This is a genomic window from Alcanivorax sp. DG881 (genome assembly GCF_000155615.1).
Classification (GTDB): domain Bacteria; phylum Pseudomonadota; class Gammaproteobacteria; order Pseudomonadales; family Alcanivoracaceae; genus Alcanivorax.
The window spans coordinates 1659445-1675384 of record NZ_DS989915.1; the positions used below are offsets into that span (position 1 = coordinate 1659445).

Below are 15940 nucleotides of genomic sequence, written 5' to 3' on the forward strand. Positions count from 1 at the left end.
GCTGCTTGTTGCGTGCAAGCGGAAGGTCACGAACGAGGGATTTTCAGTACCTGGCCGACCATGATGCGGTCGCCATCCATGCCGTTGGCCGAACGGATCGACTGCTCGGAAACACTGTACTGCCGGGCAATTTCCGACAGTGTATCACCGGGCTGAATACGATACTCATCACCCTGCTCACGGCGCTGGGCCGCGTACCAGCTATTGGGCGACGGGTGGCTACGGAAATAGGCGTCGATGCCATTGAGCACCGAGCGAGCCAGCTTGGCCTGGTGCGCCGAGGAGCGCAAATTCCGCTCTTCGGTGGGGTTCGAGATAAAGCCGGTCTCCACCAGGATGGAGACCATTTCCGGCTCTTTAAGCACCGCAAAACCGGCCTGCTCCACCTTGTCGCGGCCACCGTGCAACTTGGTCACCTTGCCCATTTCCATCAGCACCTGACGCCCCAGATAGAGACTGCCGGCCATGGAGCCGTTCATCTGCAGATCCGCCAGCACGCTGTATAACGAACTGTCGTCTTCCTCTTCTTCATACACCCCGGCCACGCGGTCGGACTCGTTGGCGATCTTGGCAAGATAGCGGGCCCGGGCACTGGTGGCCCCCCGGTTGGACAGGGCAAACACAGAGGCGCCATGGGCGCGGGCGTCGGTGAAGGCATCCGCGTGAATAGAGACAAACACATCCGCACCGTGCTTTTCCCTGGCGATCTTGCGGCGCTCGACCAGGGGCACGTAGTAATCGCCATCGCGCACCATCACCGCGCGCATGCCGGCCTTGCCATTAACAAGCGCCTCCAGTTTTTTGGCAATCTGCAGAACGATGGTCTTTTCATAGGTGCCACTGGGACCACGGGCGCCCGGGTCTTCTCCGCCGTGCCCCGCATCAATGGCCACAACCATCAGCCGCTGCGCCTTGGGCTCCGCCGGCTTTTGCGGCTTGGGCTTGTCGGCCTTGGCGGTTTGCAGTTCCTTGTCGAACAGGTCGACCACCAGCCGCCAGCCGTGGGGGTCGATGGGTTTGAGCAGATTGGTACGAGTGCGCACGGACTCGTTCATGTCCAGCACCACCCGGGTTTTATCCGTGTGTTTGCCCACCCGGATATTGGCAATGGGGCTGCTGGCGTAATCCAGCGTTTTCACGTCGAAATCCAGCGCCGCATCCTGTAGATCGAGCACAATGCGATCCGGGTTGGCCAGCTTGTCGAGCTTGTGATCCACCGGCGCCGGCAAATCAAACACGATCCGGGTGTGGTCCGGCGCCCGGTGCAGGCGCACGGAATCGATGGTGGTCTGGGCAAACGCCAGCGAACTCCAGCACAACGCTGCCAGAGTGAACAAAACGGTCGAAACGGTTTTCTTGTTGTGAATGCGTGTTGTCATAAGCGTTTAGTCATAGGCGTTTAGTCACCACCCCATTTCAGGGTCGCTTTTCTTCCGTGGCCATTCACGGCCAGTGTAATGGTCAAATCCGGCGTTGGCACCACTCCGGCGCCCCGCTCCGGCCACTCCAGCAAACACAGGGAGCTGGCATCGAAATAATCCCGTACGCCGATCAGCTCCAGCTCTTCCGGATCCGCCAGACGATACAGGTCAAAGTGATAGATATGGACGCCAGCAATCTCGTAGGGTTCCACAATGGTGTACGTCGGGCTCTTTACGGCCCCTTCATGCCCCAAGCCACGGAGCATACCGCGAACCAGGGTGGTTTTCCCCGCGCCCAGGTCACCTTCGAGATAAACGCAGCCGCCCGCCGCCAGGCGGTGGCCCAGCTCCGCGCCCAGCGACAGGGTCGCCGCCTCATCCGGTAAATCGTAAAACTCCTGACTCATTTCTTGTCTGCCCCTTGCGGCAATTCATGGCCCTGCAGCCTGTGGTTCAATTGCTGACGCAGGGCCCCGAGCAAATCGGTAGCCAGCAAACCCCGCTCACCCTGCGCCGCCGCACAATGGTCTGCCGCCCGGGCGTGCACCATGGCACCCAGCCGGGCCGCATCAAACCCGTTCAGCCCCTGGGCCCGCAACGCAGCAATCACCCCGGTCAGCACGTCGCCCATGCCCCCGGACGCCATGCCCGGGTTGCCATCGCGAATCAGGGACCGGACCGGACCGGCATCCACAGGCTCGCCCTGCACCAGAGTACCCAGCCCCTTGAGCAGCACGGTACCGCCATAACGGGCAGACAAACTGTCCAGTGCGGCAAACCGGTCCTGCTGAATGTCGCCAGCGGACACACCCAACAGCCGGCCCGCCTCACCCGGGTGCGGAGTGAGCACCCAATCCGCCGTGCCGATATCGGCCTGCCCGGCGATCAGGGTCAGCGCATCGGCGTCCACCACCATCGGCTTGCCCGTTGCCAGTGCCGCATCCAGCAAGCCTCGGCCCCACGCATCCAGCCCCAACCCAGGGCCAATGGCAATCACCGTGGCCGCCTCCATCAGCGCGACAGCGTCTTCCGGGCGATCCACACCGCGCACCATGATTTCCGGCTGGCGGATCAACGCCACCGCCACATGGGCCGGACGCGTAATCAACGTCACTTTGCCCGCCCCGCAACGGGCGGCGGCCTGGGCACTCATGACCGGCGCGCCGGCAAAACCATGATCGCCACCAATCACCAGCACATGGCCATAATGGCCCTTGTGGCCATCCACCCGGCGGGCGGGCAAACGGCGCTGGAGCGTCTCGGCGCCGGGGCTAAGGCAGTCCGGCTGCACCTGGGCGTAAACATCCCGCCCCACCTGCAAATCGAAAAAACGCAGCGCGCCGCAATGCAACGGCCCTTCGCCGGTGAGCAGACCGCGCTTGAGACCAATAAAGGTACAGGCCATCTCCGCCTGCAACACTGCCCCCAGCGGCATGCCGCTGTCGGCGCTGAGCCCCGAAGGAATATCCAGCGCCAGCACCGGAAGCGACAACCCATTCAGGGCGCGCAACAAGGCGGCCACGTCATCACGCAACGGACCTTTAAGACCAGTACCCAGCAGGCCATCAACCAACAGGTCCGCAGAGCGCGGCAGGTCCGAGTGGGTGAGCGGCTGCATGGGAATGCCGGCTGCCTGGCAACGTCGGGCCATGGTCAGGGCATCGCCCTTGAGCTGATCCGGCGCGCGGGTAAACCAGATCTGCGGCTGCAGGCCGGCCTCCGCCGCCAGCCGCGCCACCACATAGCCATCACCACCGTTATTACCGCCACCACACAACACCGCCAGCTTGCTGGCCTGGGGCCAGCGCTCGCAGAGGGCATCAAAGGCCGCCTGCCCGGCCCGCTCCATCAGCTCGGCGCCCGGAGTGCCGGCGGCAATGGCCAGTCGGTCCAGCTCGCGGGTTTGCGCCGCGGTGTATAAAGCAGCAGGTAGCTCGGTCACCTGTTATCCTTCGCGTTATTTCGTGCGCCCCCGTTTACCGGGGCGCCACAACACATTTCCCGCCATTATACGCACGAGAGCCGGTTGCCCCGAAACGTCATGGATCTGAATCAACTGAAAGCCCAAATCCAGCAATGGGGCCGCGAACTCGGCTTCCAGCAAATCGGTATTGCCGATACGGATCTGCACGCCGAAGAAGCGCAGTTGAAAGCGTGGCTGGCAAAAGGTTATCAGGGGCAAATGAACTGGATGTCGGCCCACGGTAACAAACGCTTTCGCCCCGGGGAGCTGGAACCGGGCACCCTGAGGGTGATTTCCGCGCGCATGGATTACCTGCCCCCGGACACCCAACCGGTGAAGTTGCTGCAACAGAAAGACAAGGCCTATGTATCCCGCTATGCCCTGGGCCGTGACTATCACAAGCTGATCCGCAAGCGCCTGGCGATTCTGGCCGGGCGCATTCGTGAGGCCGTGGCGGACAGCGAGCTGGCCCGGGCTTTTGTGGACAGCGCCCCGGTAATGGAAAAACCGCTGGCGGCGAAAGCCGGGCTGGGCTGGCAGGGCAAGCACACCCTGGTGTTGAACCGGGAAGCGGGCAGCTGGTTCTTTCTGGGCGAGATCTACACCGACATTGCCTTGCCGGTGGACACCCCCGGCGAAGACCATTGCGGCAAGTGCAAAGCCTGCATCACCGTCTGCCCCACCGACGCCATTGTGGCGCCCTATGAACTGGATGCCCGGCGCTGCATTTCCTACCTGACCATCGAACACGAAGGCAGCATTCCCGAAGACCTGCGCAAAGGCATCGGCAACCGCATTTTCGGCTGCGACGACTGCCAGCTTATGTGCCCCTGGAATCGCTTCTCCCAGCACACCGGCGAAACCGATTTCCACCCCCGCCACGGGCTGGGCGACAGTGACCTGGTCTCACTGTTTTCATGGAGCGAAGAAGAATTTCTGGAGCGCACGGCGGGATCGGCGATTCGTCGCGCCGGGTATCTGAAATGGCTGCGCAATATTGCCGTGGCACTGGGAAATGCGCCCACCACCGAGGACATCGTGCAGGCGTTGAACACCAGGATGGATTACCCGGATGAAACCGTGCGCGAGCATGTGTTGTGGGCACTGGAGCAGCACGGCGCTGCCAATCCCTGACAACGCTTCGGCCAACTTTCGCGCTGACGCGCGGTTCGCACCTCGAGAGGTACTCCTACAGGCGCTCCGGATCCGGGGTTCCGCAGGGCGAAGACAGGCTCACGCCTATTCACCCTGCGCTTCTTTCCTGTTTTGCATGTCAGCGTGGTCAGCGTGCTGCGTGAAGCGTGCCAGCGGCGCCGGTCAGGCGCTAATAAAATGCTCGCGGTAATACACCAGCTCGGCGATGGATTCGCGGATGTCATCCAGTGCCAGGTGTTTGTTCTCCTTGCTGAAGCCCGGCAGGATTTCCGGCTTCCAGCGGCGGGCCAGCTCTTTCAGGGTGGACACATCCAGGTTGCGGTAATGGAAAAAGGCTTCCAGTTGCGGCATGTAATTGGCCAGGAAACGTCGATCCTGGCAGATGCTGTTGCCGCACATGGGCGACATGCCCGCTTCCACGTACTGCTCCAGAAACGCGATGGTCTGGGACTCTGCTGCCGCGTCATTCACCATGCTGGCTTTCACCCTGGCCACCAGCCCGGAGTTGTTATGGTGGGTGGTATTCCATTCGTCCATGCCATCCAGTAGCGCATCGCTCTGATGCACCGCCAGCACCGGCCCTTCTGCCAGCACATTCAACTCGGCATCGGTAACAATGGTGGCGATTTCGATGATGCGATCGTTTTCCGGGCTCAGGCCGGTCATTTCCAGATCGATCCAGATCAGGTTATTGCGCTTGTCGGTCATGGGCTCGGCATCTCTTTGCTACGCGGAATTAGGCCTCCATGGTAGCATGGCGCTACTCACATACCAGATTGCCTACCTGAAGACAGGACCGTAATAACCCGTGGCCAAACGCAAGCTCAATCGCCGCCAACAATGGCGCATCGAAAAGATCCAGGCGGAAAAACGCGACCGCGCCAACCGCCGTAACGACCAGCAGGAGAACCTGGTGGCCGATGATCTTGGCGATGAGCAACACGGGTTTATCACTGCCCATTTCGGCCAGCAGGTGGAAGTGGAAAATGCGGACGGCCCGAATGGGGAAAACAGAAAGACACGGCGGTGTCACTTTCGCGCCACCCTGGAGCAGCTGGTTGTTGGCGACAAGGTGATCTGGCAGCCGCCCAAAAGCGAAGGCCTGGGTGTGGTAGTCGCCATCGAGCCCCGCGACACGGTACTCAAGCGCCCGGACCTGTACGGCAACCTGAAGCCGGTTGCGGCCAACGTGGAACAGATGCTGGTGGTGTTCGCGCCGCTTCCCACACCCTCAAGCGCCCTGCTGGACCGTTATCTGGTGGCCGCCGAGCTGTCCAATATCCCCGCCACCCTGGTGCTCAACAAGGCCGACCTGATCGACGAAACCCTGCGCCCCTTTGTGGATGAACTGTCCGACATGTATCGCCGCCTCGGCTATCCGGTTCTGGAAGTCTGCGCTCACCAGAGCGAAGGACTGGCGCCACTGCATGAAGCCCTGGCAGGCAAGACCAGCGTGTTTGTCGGGCAGTCCGGGGTGGGCAAATCCTCACTGGTCAATGGGGTGATGCCGGAAGCGGACCTGCAGGTGGGCGAGCTGTCCAGCAACTCCGGCCTGGGCCAGCACACCACCGTCACCGCCCGGCTGGTTCATCTGCCCACCGGCGGCCAGTTGATTGATTCCCCCGGCATCCGCGAATTCGGCCTGTGGCATATCGGCGAAGACGACCTGCTGCACGGCTACCGGGAGCTCTCCGAGCTGGCGGGTTACTGCAAATTCCGCAATTGTTCACACCGCAACGAACCCGGCTGCGCGCTGATCACTGCCGCCGAAAACGGCGATATCGATGAAGAACGGCTGAGTAATTTCTACCAGATCGCCGACACCCTGGACGAGGAAGGACGGGAGAGGTATCAGTGAACCCGTTAATAATGAATAATGAATAGTTAATAATTGGACTTCGCTGCGCGAAGTTGTTTCGCTATTAATTATTCATTATTAACTATTCATTGCCTCTTATGTTGCCACTGTTGCTCGAACCCACCGAACTCGCCAACCGTCTTGAGGATGACAACCTGCTCATCCTCGACCTGAGCAAACCGGCCGTTTACGTCCAGGCCCATGTTCCCGGCGCCATCCATCTGGACTTCAAGCGACTGCAGACCGGCGCCCAGCCTGCGCCAGGCATGATCCCTTCCGATGACGCCCTGAGCGGCCTGTTCTCCGAACTGGGCCTGACTCCGGACACCCATGTCATCGCCTATGACGACGAAGGCGGCGGCTGGGCCGGGCGCCTGCTGTGGACCCTGGACGCCATCGGCCACAAGCACTACAGCTACCTGAACGGGGGCATCCACGCCTGGCTGGCAGAAGGCCTCCCCACCAGCAGCGAAGCCCACGAGCCCACCCCCAGCGATTATGAAGTCGGCCCCCATGCCCCCCTCACCGAGGTGGATCTGGATTACCTGCTGGCCCACTATCAGGATGACGATGTGGTGATCTGGGATTCCCGCTCCCTGGATGAGTTCGACGGCGTGCGCGCCTTCGCCCAGAAGGCGGGGCACATCCCCGGCGCCCGCCACCACGAATGGACCGAACCCATGGACAAGCAGAACAACCTGCGCCTGCGTCCACTGGAAGACATCCGCGCAGAATTGGCCGCTCTGGGCATCACCGGCGACAAGGAAGTGATTACCCACTGCCAGACCCACCACCGCTCCAGCTTTTCCTGGCTGGTGGGCAAACTGCTGGGCTTTGAACGCATACGCGGCTACGCCGGCTCCTGGGCCGAGTGGGGCAATCACCCCGATACTCCCGCGCAGAAAACCGAATAATCCGGGCCAATGGCTCCCTGAAAGAGTAAGGATTCCCCTTGAATAACTGGCGCGACAAACTGTTCGTTACCCTGCAGTACCTGGTCCCCCAGCACGGCCTGTCCCGACTGGTGGGCATGCTGGCCCGCAGCGAAGTGCCGTGGATCAAGACCACCTTTATCAACCTGTTCATGAAACGGTTCGGTATTGACCTGTCCGAAGCACAAATTGAAGACGCGGATCAGTTTCCCTCTTTCAATGCCTTTTTTACCCGGGCGCTGAAAGCCGACGCCCGCCCACTGGAAGCCAGCGGCGATAACGAGATTGCCTGCCCGGCAGACGGTGCCGTAAGCCAGCTTGGCGCCATTCGTGCCAACCAGATCTTCCAGGCCAAGGGTCACGATTACTCCCTGTATGACCTGCTCGGCGGTGACAGCGCGCTGGCCAGCGAATTTACCAACGGTCAGTTCGCCACCATTTACCTGTCGCCCCGTGACTACCACCGGGTGCACATGCCCTTTACCGGCACCCTGCGCGAAACCCGCTACGTGCCCGGCGACCTGTTCTCGGTAAACGAAGCCACGGCCAACGGCGTGCCCAACCTGTTTGCCCGCAACGAACGGCTGGTGTGCATCTTTGATACCGAACAGGGCCCCATGGCGGTGATTCTGGTGGGTGCCATGATCGTCGCCGGCATTGAAACCGTCTTCAGCGGTCAGGTGACGCCGCTACCCAAGCAGGTGGTCACCACCGACTACCTGCGCACCGCCCCCATCACCCTGCAAAAAGGGGATGAATTAGGGCGCTTCCTGCTGGGTTCCACCGTGGTTATGCTGTTCCCGGAAGGAAAAGCTGGGTTTGCCGACAATCTGAAAGCCGGCAGCCAGGTACAGGTACTCGGCAAACTGGGTGCTTACGCTCACTAAGCAGCACACAGGCCAGCACATCCTCCGCTCCGCCGCAATGACCAGAATTGCGGCAAATCGGGGCGGGTATCCCCCCTGACAGGCATCACGGTCCGCACGGCAACTGCGCCCGCCCGCATCTTCCCTACAATAACCGGCCGTTGATCCATAGCCGGTAGACTTCATGCTCACTGACACACTGCAACAGGCCGTTCAAACCCGGACCCGCCCCTGGCGACAGCGCCTGGACAATGGCCGCGCCCGCCTGTTCGATGCCCGGCAATTAAGCCAGGCCGAACAGACGCCCTACGACACCCTGTTCGACGATGGCCTGGTGAAACTGCGCTACTACCCACCGTTGACGGAAAACGCCATTCCCCTGTCCGACGGCACGGTGACCCCGGTCAGCCAGACCTCCCAGCGCACCCCGCTGGTACTGGTAGCACCGCTGGCAGTGAACATGCTGATCTACGATCTGTTCCCCCAGCGCAGCCTGGTGCGCTACCTGCGCGCCCGCGGGTTCGAGCTGTACATGGTCGACTGGGGCCGGCCCGGTCGCCATCACAACCACCTGAGCCTGAGCAGCTACTTTGCGGACTATTTACCCAAACTGCTGGTGCAGGTCCGCCAGCACAGTGGCCAGCAAAAACTGAGTCTGCACGGCTGGAGCTTCGGCGGGCTGTTCAGCCTGTGCTACACCGCCCTGGGCAATGACCCGGACATCAAGAACCTGGTGCTGGTCGGTGCGCCTACGGATTATCACCGCAACGGCGCCCTGGGCGGCCAATACCGTGCCCTGAGCCGCCGGGCCAAGTGGATTCGCAAACGCACCGGCCTGCGTATCCATGATGTGCCTGCGGATCTGTTGCGCTCACCGGGTTGGGTAAACAGCCTAGCCTTCAAGCTGACCAACCCCATTGGCAGCCTGCAAGGCTACTGGAGCCTGATGAAGAACCTGCACGACCGGGACTTCGTCGCCTCCCACGCCACCAACGGCGCCTTTCTGGACGACATGGTGGCCTACCCCGGCGGCGTGATTCAGGACATCATCCGCTACCTGTGGACGGACAACGTGGTCGCCCATGGCCAGCTCCCCATGGAGGGAACTGACGGGCACCTGAACCGGGTGACCGCCAACGTGCTCAACATTACCGGCGCCAACGATCCCATCGTCACCCCGGAATGCAGCCAGGCCATGAAGCCATTGATTCGCAGCAAGGATAAAACCTTTGTCACCATTGAGGGTGGCCACATGGGCATCCTGGGCAGTGCCGCCGCGCAGAAACAGAGCTGGGGACGCATTGCGGACTGGTTGATCGAGCGGGATTAAAAGCAGCGACGAGCTACTAGTGACTAGCGACAACGCGGGTTAGGCGCGGTGCCTCACGGTGGCTGCCCTGCCCGCAGGATCCAGTTGCAAGTTCAAAGTTCAAAGTTTAAAAACCGGAGCGACACCAGCCTCTCCGTTGGCCCTACTGTAGGAGCCCAACTTGAGGGGCGAACCGAGCGGAGCGAGGCGACAGGAATCCAGGTCTACCCGCAATGTTTCCTGAAACCTGTCGAGCCCAAGGAACTTTTCTGGCTTTACCTATCTGTTTTTCGCAACTCGCAACTCGCAACTCGCAACTCGCAACTCGCAACTCGCAACTCGCAACTCGCAACTCGTCATATAACCGTCATCCTTACCGCCTAGTCTGAAAGCAGTTTCCGCTGACAACTGTGTTCGCTTTCATGCCTCGCCTGTTGATTCTTTTCCCTTGCAGTCACATGGGCAATCTGCTGATTGCCCTGCCGCATTTACGCGCCATGCTATCGACACATCCGGATGCCTTGTTGGTGGTTGATGCGCGTTACCAAGCATTGGTGGCGCAAAGCTTACCCGGCGAAACACGGCTTCTCTTTTATCCGGAACAGGCGCTCTCTTCATCCCGGCCTTTATGGCAACGGATAAAACACTACCTGATGTTTGTTCATGCCATGCGACGCTTTCGCGCAGAGCACTGCGTGGACATTGAAGGCGAACAGAAATCCGCCACGCTGAGCCGACTGTCCGGTGCGACAACACGCATTGGCCCACCGCGGCGCCATGGCCACTGGTTCTATAACAAGCCGCTGGAACCGGACTGGCAAGGCCACCGCTGGTACGGCTACGCCAGCCTGAGCCAACCCGCAGCAACCGCGCCAGCGCATTACCTGCCGCTCACCGAATGCCCGGACAGCAACGCACGCATCCGTGCCTTGTTGCCCATGCACGCCGGTGACATCCGCCTGATCCTGCATGTGGGTGCAACCAAGACTTACAAGATGTGGCACGCGGAACAATTCGCCTCCCTGTGCCAACAGGCGCGCCGGGCCGGGCTCACTCCCATCCTGGTCGGGGCCGGGCACAAGGACCGTGTGCAAATCGCCCGCGTGCAATCCTTTCTCTGCGAACCGGTGCTGGACCTGTGTGATCAACTCAACCTGTCGGAACTCATCGCATTGCTGCAACACAGCCGCGCCTATGTGGGTAACGACAGTGGCCCCATGCATTTGGCGGCCGCCTGCGGCATTCCCACCGTCGGTCTGTTCGGCCCCACCAACGACAACCTCTGGCACCCACTCTCACCCCTCGCCCGCGTATTGCGCTGGCAAGCCTGCGCTGCGGAATGCGAGCGCAGCAGCTGCGTGCAGGACAGCTACCCCTGCCTGCAGCGCATTACTGTGAATCAGGTGATAGACACGCTATCGGCCCTGGGCGTCCCTGTCGGCACACAGGCCACCACACCCCGCCGCGCAGTGTGACGCCAAGCGCACTCTTTTAATTAACCCTTCAATAATGGCATTTGCCTGGAGCCGAAAAAAAGAAAACGCAGACCGTCTCCGGACTGCGTCATTGTCAAAAAATGGATCTGCCTTTGTTGTTGTGGGAATGCGTTTTCTGCTTCCGGTTACAGGCCGTCGAACAAACCCGCCAACAAGCCAGTGATCGGCGACAACAAATCCAGCAAGGGAGCCAGCGGGCTCAACAACCGCTCATCCAGCTGCTCCGTGACTTCACGGACCACCGTGAGCAACACCGATGACAAGGCATCGCCAGGCAAGGTGGTGTATTCCTCTGCGCCGGGAATCTGGTTAAGCCACAGCACATCATTCACCAGGTGTTCCAACGTTGCCTGCACCGTACCCACCAACTGCTCACCGGTGGCGCTGCTATCCAGCATCACCAACTGCTCCAACGTATTGGCAAGCCCCAGCGACACCGTGGACAACACGGAGGTAAGCCCGGCGAACACGGGTACTTCGCCAGGCACCTGCTCCTCAACGCCATCCAGAATATTGTTCAGGTTGCGCGACAGAGACACCAGCGGCGCAGCAATAAAGGCGATATCGTCTACTGTGCTGCCGTCACCGCCCAGACCCACATCGCCGCTACCGGTACCGACGCCGGCGGCCAAAGCATCAAAGGCGCTGCCCAGTTGATCAAAGGGGGCAGGCAAGCCACTGGTATCGATGGCTTGCAACTGCTCGGACGCCGCCAACACCGCCTGCACGGCTTGTGTCATCTCACTGCTATCGCCTTCCAGGATCGCTGCGGTTGCCGCATCCATGGCATTGAACAGGATGTCCGTACCCGCGATGATCTGGTCGAACACTTCGCGCTGTTCTTCCGGCAGGTTGGCGCCCACTTCGGTAAAGCCGGACACCAGTGTCTCGCGCAGCTCTTTCAACGGGCCGGTGAAGTCCACATCGAAATCATCTGGCAGCGGCAGCGGCAATGCACCATCGCCCAGCGGCTGGCCGGAGAAATCATTGTTGCCGCTGAGTAGCGCCATCGGCTGCTTCTCATAACAGTGGGTATAGGCCGGCGTTAGTTCACCGCCACTGATTACCCCCAGGCCTTCTGCTTCCGGGTCCACCGTATAGGCTTCGATGCAGAGCTGAGCCGGCGCCATGCTTTCGGTATTCGCCTCTATCGCTTTCATCCAGAAAAAGCCATAGGTATCGCCCTGCTGGAAACGGGCGGCGTTTCGTTCCGGATCATCAATGGAGCGCGTTTTGCCTGCTGCGCCACTGACAACAAACTCCGTGCGCCCGCAGGAAGGCACGGCGTTTAGCACCTGCAAATCGTGGTCATGGCCGGCAAGAAAAAAATCAGTCTGGTCACAGACCGCTTCTTCCATGAACGCCTTCCAGCGTTCTCCGGCCAACACCGGTAACAATTCACTGGGAACACCATCGTAATTGCCCGCGTTGCCGTGGCTGCCATTGGACAAGTACGGATGGTGCGCCATGCCGATACGGAATACCGCATTGGAACCCGCAATGGCATTCACTGCCCAGTTGCGCTGGTCAACGCCATAGGTGTGATACGCGTAGGCAATATCCGGGTCGGCAAAGCCGCCGGCAATGGGGTTGGAATCCAGGGCAAAGAAATCCACCAGAGGGCGCTCCCCCTGAGAGGTATTGCCCGCACTGTGTTTAAAATAACGATCCGGCATATTCCAGCGGTCGGACAGGCGGCCATCGAAATAGGAGTAATCCACCTGGAATTCGCCACGGGCATTGCCCGCCCCGTCGCCGCCCACGTAACCGGTATTGTCGTGGTTACCCAGCACCATGTAGAACGGCAGCTGTACCGGCTCAAACGGTTTTTCGAATTTTTCCGCGAACTGGGGGTCATCCACGCTGGTGACACCGGATTCATAAATGTTGTCGCCAAGCCCGACCACCAGATCGCACCCTGCAAAGGCCATATCACCGACAAATTCATCCTTGCCGTCACAGACATCGGCTATCGCCTGCCCCACGGCATACTGACCCGCAGAGCCGCTGCCGGAATCGCCAATCACAATAAAGCGTACCGCCGCTGGCGGGTTGCCGACGGTTTCATCACCGCCGCCGTCATCCGGGTCACCGTCCCCTTCACCACCATCACCGGGGCCATTGGGGGTTTCCACATTGCCGCCTCCGGCATCGGCATTCACGCCGCCACCGGAGGAGCCTCCACCACCACAGGCCGTCAGGGTAATCGCCGCCACCAGGGGTAACAGTTTCCAGTAAGCGCTCATGAGATCACCTCTTCAGTATTCAGCACGGGGGGATGGGAAAATGCGGTGCGCAACGTGCGCGGTCGGGATAATGGCTGATCTTCGATAATGCGACTGTCGCCACTTTTTACCGTCACCACCTTGGTTTTTGCGGTATTGATCTGTCCACGCAAATCGTAGGACTCAATGCTTTGCGCGTAGTAGAACTCACCCTGGGCACGCTGGCGGGTGACATCCACCAGAATGAAACCTCGGGATTTGGCTTCCACATAGCGGATATGCGGATTGGCCACGGGAATCACCACGCCGGCAAGCTCTGCCACGCCTTCCGGAAAACCGGGACTGGTCACCGCGGGGGTGACAAATTCTGCCGCCAACGCCTTGTCGAACAGATCGCCCAACAGGGTGCCCGGATTGCGGTAAATTTCGCTGGCCCAGGAGGTGTGGATATCGCCGGTGAGAATCACCACGTTGTCGATATCGTTATCGTCGATGTGGTTCAGGATTTTCAACCGATCCGCCGCGTAGCCATCCCACTGATCCATGTTGATGGCAGACAGATTGCCGCGCAGTTGCGCATGGCGTTCGCTCAGCGAAGGAATCTCGGCAATATTGAGCTGCGCAAACATCACCTGCTGACCAATGAAGCGCCACTGGCTGTTCGATTCACTCAAGCTGTTGAGCAGAAAATCCATCTGCTGCTCACTGATCAGGTGTCGATCTTCGTCGTTACGGCCCGGATCGGCGGGTATGGTCAACTGCTCATCGCGGCCTTCCAGCCGGGTATCCAGCATGGTCAGATCAATCAGGTCACCGAAGGCAAAGTTGCGGTAGATCACGCTGTGATTGCCTGGCTCACGGGGCCGGATCGGCAACCATTCGAAGTAGGCCTGCTGGGAAATCTGTTTGCGGGCAGCCCAATCCCCTTCGGTCAGCGGATCATGATTGCCCGCCCCGTCGCGGTAGCTGTTGTCGGTGGATTCGTGGTCATCCCAGACAGCAATCATCGGGAATTGCTGATGCACCGCCTGCAGATCTTCGTCGGTTTTATACTGCGCATGGCGTTGACGATAATCCGCCAGGGTGATCATTTCGTGGGGAGGCTGCGGATCGCGCTCAGGGAAATCACCGTACTCTCCGGCCCCGTACTCGTACAGGTAATCGCCAAGGTGCAAGACAAAATCCAGATCCGCATGATTGGCCACGGCCCGGTATACGGAGAAAAATCCGTAGGGATAGTTGGAGCAGGAAACCACCGCAAAACGGGCCCGGTCGATAAACGTTTCCGATGCGGGGAAGGTCCGGGTCCGCCCCACAGGGGAGACTTGATCCCCCACTGAAAACTGATAGTAATACCAACGGTCAGGCTGCAGCCCCGTGGCATCCTGCTTCACGCAGTAGTCGCTGGACGCACTGGCGGTGGCGGTATAGCTCGCCACCGTTTGCTGCATGGCCAGATCACTGGCCACAGTCACGGTGACAGCCACATCCTCACCGCTATCCAGATCCGGAGTGACGCGGGTCCAGAGAATCACCCGGTCAGACAGTGGATCACCGGAGGCCACCCCATGCAGGAAAAACACGCCGGGCAGAGCGTCCGGGGCATCCGGTTCGTCCGGCAGACTGGGTGTAGGCGTATTGGCCGGCGGCGCGGCTGAAGAGCTGCTGCCACCACCACAACCCGCCAGTGATAGCGCGCCCCCCGCGCCCAGTGCCTGCACCAGGGTACGTCGTTTGCGATCCATGAGAATTCCCCCTAACCATAAAAGGCCATCGCCCTACGGCAACAGCACGTCAAGATTAGGCAGGAAATTGCACGGAAACAGTGGACCTTGGGTAGTCGCACTGTAGTGCTATGTAGCTCCCTGTAACCGCCCAGTTAAAGGTGACAAAACGAGGAAAGCAGCAGGAAATTTCAGTGATTGTGCCGATCAGACCAGCGCAAAGGCACCGGGTAAATGCTGACGCAGGGTGAGCAGATTTTCTTCCTGCACCGCCATCTCACCAAAACAATTGGCCATGGTGCCGGCGTACCGCAGGCCATCCTTTTCAATGGCCTCTGCGGTCAGCAAGGCGTGATTGATACACCCCAGCTTCATGCCGACAACCTGGATCACCGGCACATCCAGCTCCTTGGCCAGCCCGGACAACATTTCTCGACTGTTGAGCGGCACGCGCCATCCGCCGGCGCCCTCAATCAGAATCAAGTCCGCCGGGTGGGCACTCAAGGCACCCCGCACATACCCCACCAGCCGGGACAGGCTGACATCTTTTCCCTCTTGCTGGGCAGCGATATGTGGCGCTATCGGCGCCTTGAATGCCACTGGGTTGACCATCTCGTAGGGCAGCTTCACTGAACTGGCCGCCATCAACTGCAGGGCATCTTCATTACGCCACCCATCCGGCGTCTCATCACAGCCTGCAGCAACCGGCTTGAGCCCATAGCAACTTAACCCTGTTTCCCGAGCCCGCTCCAACAGGCGACAGCTCACCCAGGTCTTGCCGACTTCAGTGTCGGTGCCGGTGACAAAGAAGACGCCCTTGAGGGCGGGGAGAGGGGGTTTAATGTTTTCCATGGGGTTCCTTAGGTTCAGCTTCTAGCCTTTATCATCCTGCGGTCGATGACCTGCTGCGCACAGTTCCAGAGCCTCCCACAAACCGCCGAAGCTTCCGTCTTTGTAGGAGCACCACTTGAGGTGCGAACCGAGCGCAGCG

General features: G+C 60.3%; 13 protein-coding genes. 6 read left to right on the forward strand and 7 right to left on the reverse strand.

The features are described 5' to 3' along the window. Window positions 1–26: 26 nt before the first annotated feature. From ADG881_RS07360 to ADG881_RS07370, 3 genes are read right to left on the reverse strand one after another with little or no spacing between them, the layout of a single operon-like run. On the reverse strand, window positions 27–1379 hold the full coding sequence (locus tag ADG881_RS07360) for an N-acetylmuramoyl-L-alanine amidase (RefSeq protein WP_007150228.1): 1353 nt from the start codon (window positions 1377–1379) through the stop codon (window positions 27–29). Window positions 1380–1399: 20 nt separating this feature from the next. Further along, complete coding sequence (gene tsaE / locus ADG881_RS07365) at window positions 1400–1828, reverse strand: tRNA (adenosine(37)-N6)-threonylcarbamoyltransferase complex ATPase subunit type 1 TsaE (protein ID WP_007150034.1); 429 nt, start codon at window positions 1826–1828, stop codon at window positions 1400–1402. Next, a complete protein-coding gene (locus ADG881_RS07370) occupies window positions 1825–3363 on the reverse strand; it encodes a bifunctional ADP-dependent NAD(P)H-hydrate dehydratase/NAD(P)H-hydrate epimerase (protein WP_007151630.1) in 1539 nt (512 codons plus the stop codon). Before ADG881_RS07370 ends, tsaE begins: the two co-directional genes overlap by 4 nt. A 99-nt stretch (window positions 3364–3462) precedes the next feature. On the opposite strand from ADG881_RS07370, the gene queG reads away from it, so the two are divergent. Then, a complete protein-coding gene (gene queG / locus ADG881_RS07375) occupies window positions 3463–4518 on the forward strand; it encodes a tRNA epoxyqueuosine(34) reductase QueG (RefSeq protein WP_007150323.1) in 1056 nt (351 codons plus the stop codon). 183 nt (window positions 4519–4701) lie between these two features. Here the strand turns inward: queG and orn are convergent, their stop codons facing one another. Beyond that, window positions 4702–5247 (reverse strand): oligoribonuclease, encoded by a 546-nt coding sequence (gene orn, locus ADG881_RS07380; protein WP_007149150.1) that lies wholly within the window; start codon window positions 5245–5247, stop codon window positions 4702–4704. 100 nt (window positions 5248–5347) lie between these two features. Between orn and rsgA the strand changes: the two genes are divergently transcribed. From rsgA to ADG881_RS07405, 5 genes are all read left to right on the forward strand, one after another. Next, window positions 5348–6397, forward strand: coding sequence for a small ribosomal subunit biogenesis GTPase RsgA (gene rsgA, locus ADG881_RS07385; RefSeq protein WP_007149783.1), 1050 nt, complete (start codon window positions 5348–5350; stop codon window positions 6395–6397). Window positions 6398–6495: 98 nt separating this feature from the next. Continuing rightward, window positions 6496–7311, forward strand: coding sequence for a sulfurtransferase (locus tag ADG881_RS07390; RefSeq protein WP_007151492.1), 816 nt, complete (start codon window positions 6496–6498; stop codon window positions 7309–7311). A 38-nt stretch (window positions 7312–7349) separates the two neighbouring features. Continuing rightward, window positions 7350–8216: an archaetidylserine decarboxylase gene (asd, locus tag ADG881_RS07395; protein ID WP_007149205.1), complete on the forward strand. Its 867-nt coding sequence runs from the start codon at window positions 7350–7352 to the stop codon at window positions 8214–8216. Window positions 8217–8379: 163 nt separating this feature from the next. Next, window positions 8380–9525, forward strand: a complete 1146-nt coding sequence (locus tag ADG881_RS07400; protein WP_007148887.1) for an alpha/beta fold hydrolase — start codon at window positions 8380–8382, stop codon at window positions 9523–9525. 437 nt (window positions 9526–9962) lie between these two features. Next, on the forward strand, window positions 9963–10979 hold the full coding sequence (locus ADG881_RS07405) for a glycosyltransferase family 9 protein (RefSeq protein WP_232211702.1): 1017 nt from the start codon (window positions 9963–9965) through the stop codon (window positions 10977–10979). A 146-nt stretch (window positions 10980–11125) separates the two neighbouring features. Here the strand turns inward: ADG881_RS07405 and ADG881_RS07410 are convergent, their stop codons facing one another. From ADG881_RS07410 to bioD, 3 genes are all read right to left on the reverse strand, one after another. Further along, on the reverse strand, window positions 11126–13246 hold the full coding sequence (locus ADG881_RS07410; RefSeq protein WP_007150094.1) for a metallophosphoesterase: 2121 nt from the start codon (window positions 13244–13246) through the stop codon (window positions 11126–11128). After that, window positions 13243–14970, reverse strand: a complete 1728-nt coding sequence (locus ADG881_RS07415) for an alkaline phosphatase (RefSeq protein WP_007149814.1) — start codon at window positions 14968–14970, stop codon at window positions 13243–13245. Before ADG881_RS07415 ends, ADG881_RS07410 begins: the two co-directional genes overlap by 4 nt. 186 nt (window positions 14971–15156) lie before the next feature. Then, window positions 15157–15801: a dethiobiotin synthase gene (gene bioD / locus ADG881_RS07420; protein ID WP_007149762.1), complete on the reverse strand. Its 645-nt coding sequence runs from the start codon at window positions 15799–15801 to the stop codon at window positions 15157–15159. Between the last annotated feature and the right edge of the window lie 139 nt (window positions 15802–15940).

What these genes read in the sequence shown, in the direction of transcription:
- ADG881_RS07415 (WP_007149814.1), bottom strand. Translation starts at nt 14,970, where the DNA reads ATGGATCGCAAACGACGTACCCTGGTGCAGGCACTGGGCGCGGGGGGC.
- tsaE (WP_007150034.1), bottom strand. Translation starts at nt 1,828, where the DNA reads ATGAGTCAGGAGTTTTACGATTTACCGGATGAGGCGGCGACCCTGTCG.
- ADG881_RS07410 (WP_007150094.1), bottom strand. Translation starts at nt 13,246, where the DNA reads ATGAGCGCTTACTGGAAACTGTTACCCCTGGTGGCGGCGATTACCCTG.
- ADG881_RS07405 (WP_232211702.1), top strand. Translation starts at nt 9,963, where the DNA reads ATGGGCAATCTGCTGATTGCCCTGCCGCATTTACGCGCCATGCTATCG.
- ADG881_RS07390 (WP_007151492.1), top strand. Translation starts at nt 6,496, where the DNA reads ATGTTGCCACTGTTGCTCGAACCCACCGAACTCGCCAACCGTCTTGAG.
- bioD (WP_007149762.1), bottom strand. Translation starts at nt 15,801, where the DNA reads ATGGAAAACATTAAACCCCCTCTCCCCGCCCTCAAGGGCGTCTTCTTT.
- queG (WP_007150323.1), top strand. Translation starts at nt 3,463, where the DNA reads ATGGATCTGAATCAACTGAAAGCCCAAATCCAGCAATGGGGCCGCGAA.
- orn (WP_007149150.1), bottom strand. Translation starts at nt 5,247, where the DNA reads ATGACCGACAAGCGCAATAACCTGATCTGGATCGATCTGGAAATGACC.
- ADG881_RS07400 (WP_007148887.1), top strand. Translation starts at nt 8,380, where the DNA reads ATGCTCACTGACACACTGCAACAGGCCGTTCAAACCCGGACCCGCCCC.
- ADG881_RS07360 (WP_007150228.1), bottom strand. Translation starts at nt 1,379, where the DNA reads ATGACAACACGCATTCACAACAAGAAAACCGTTTCGACCGTTTTGTTC.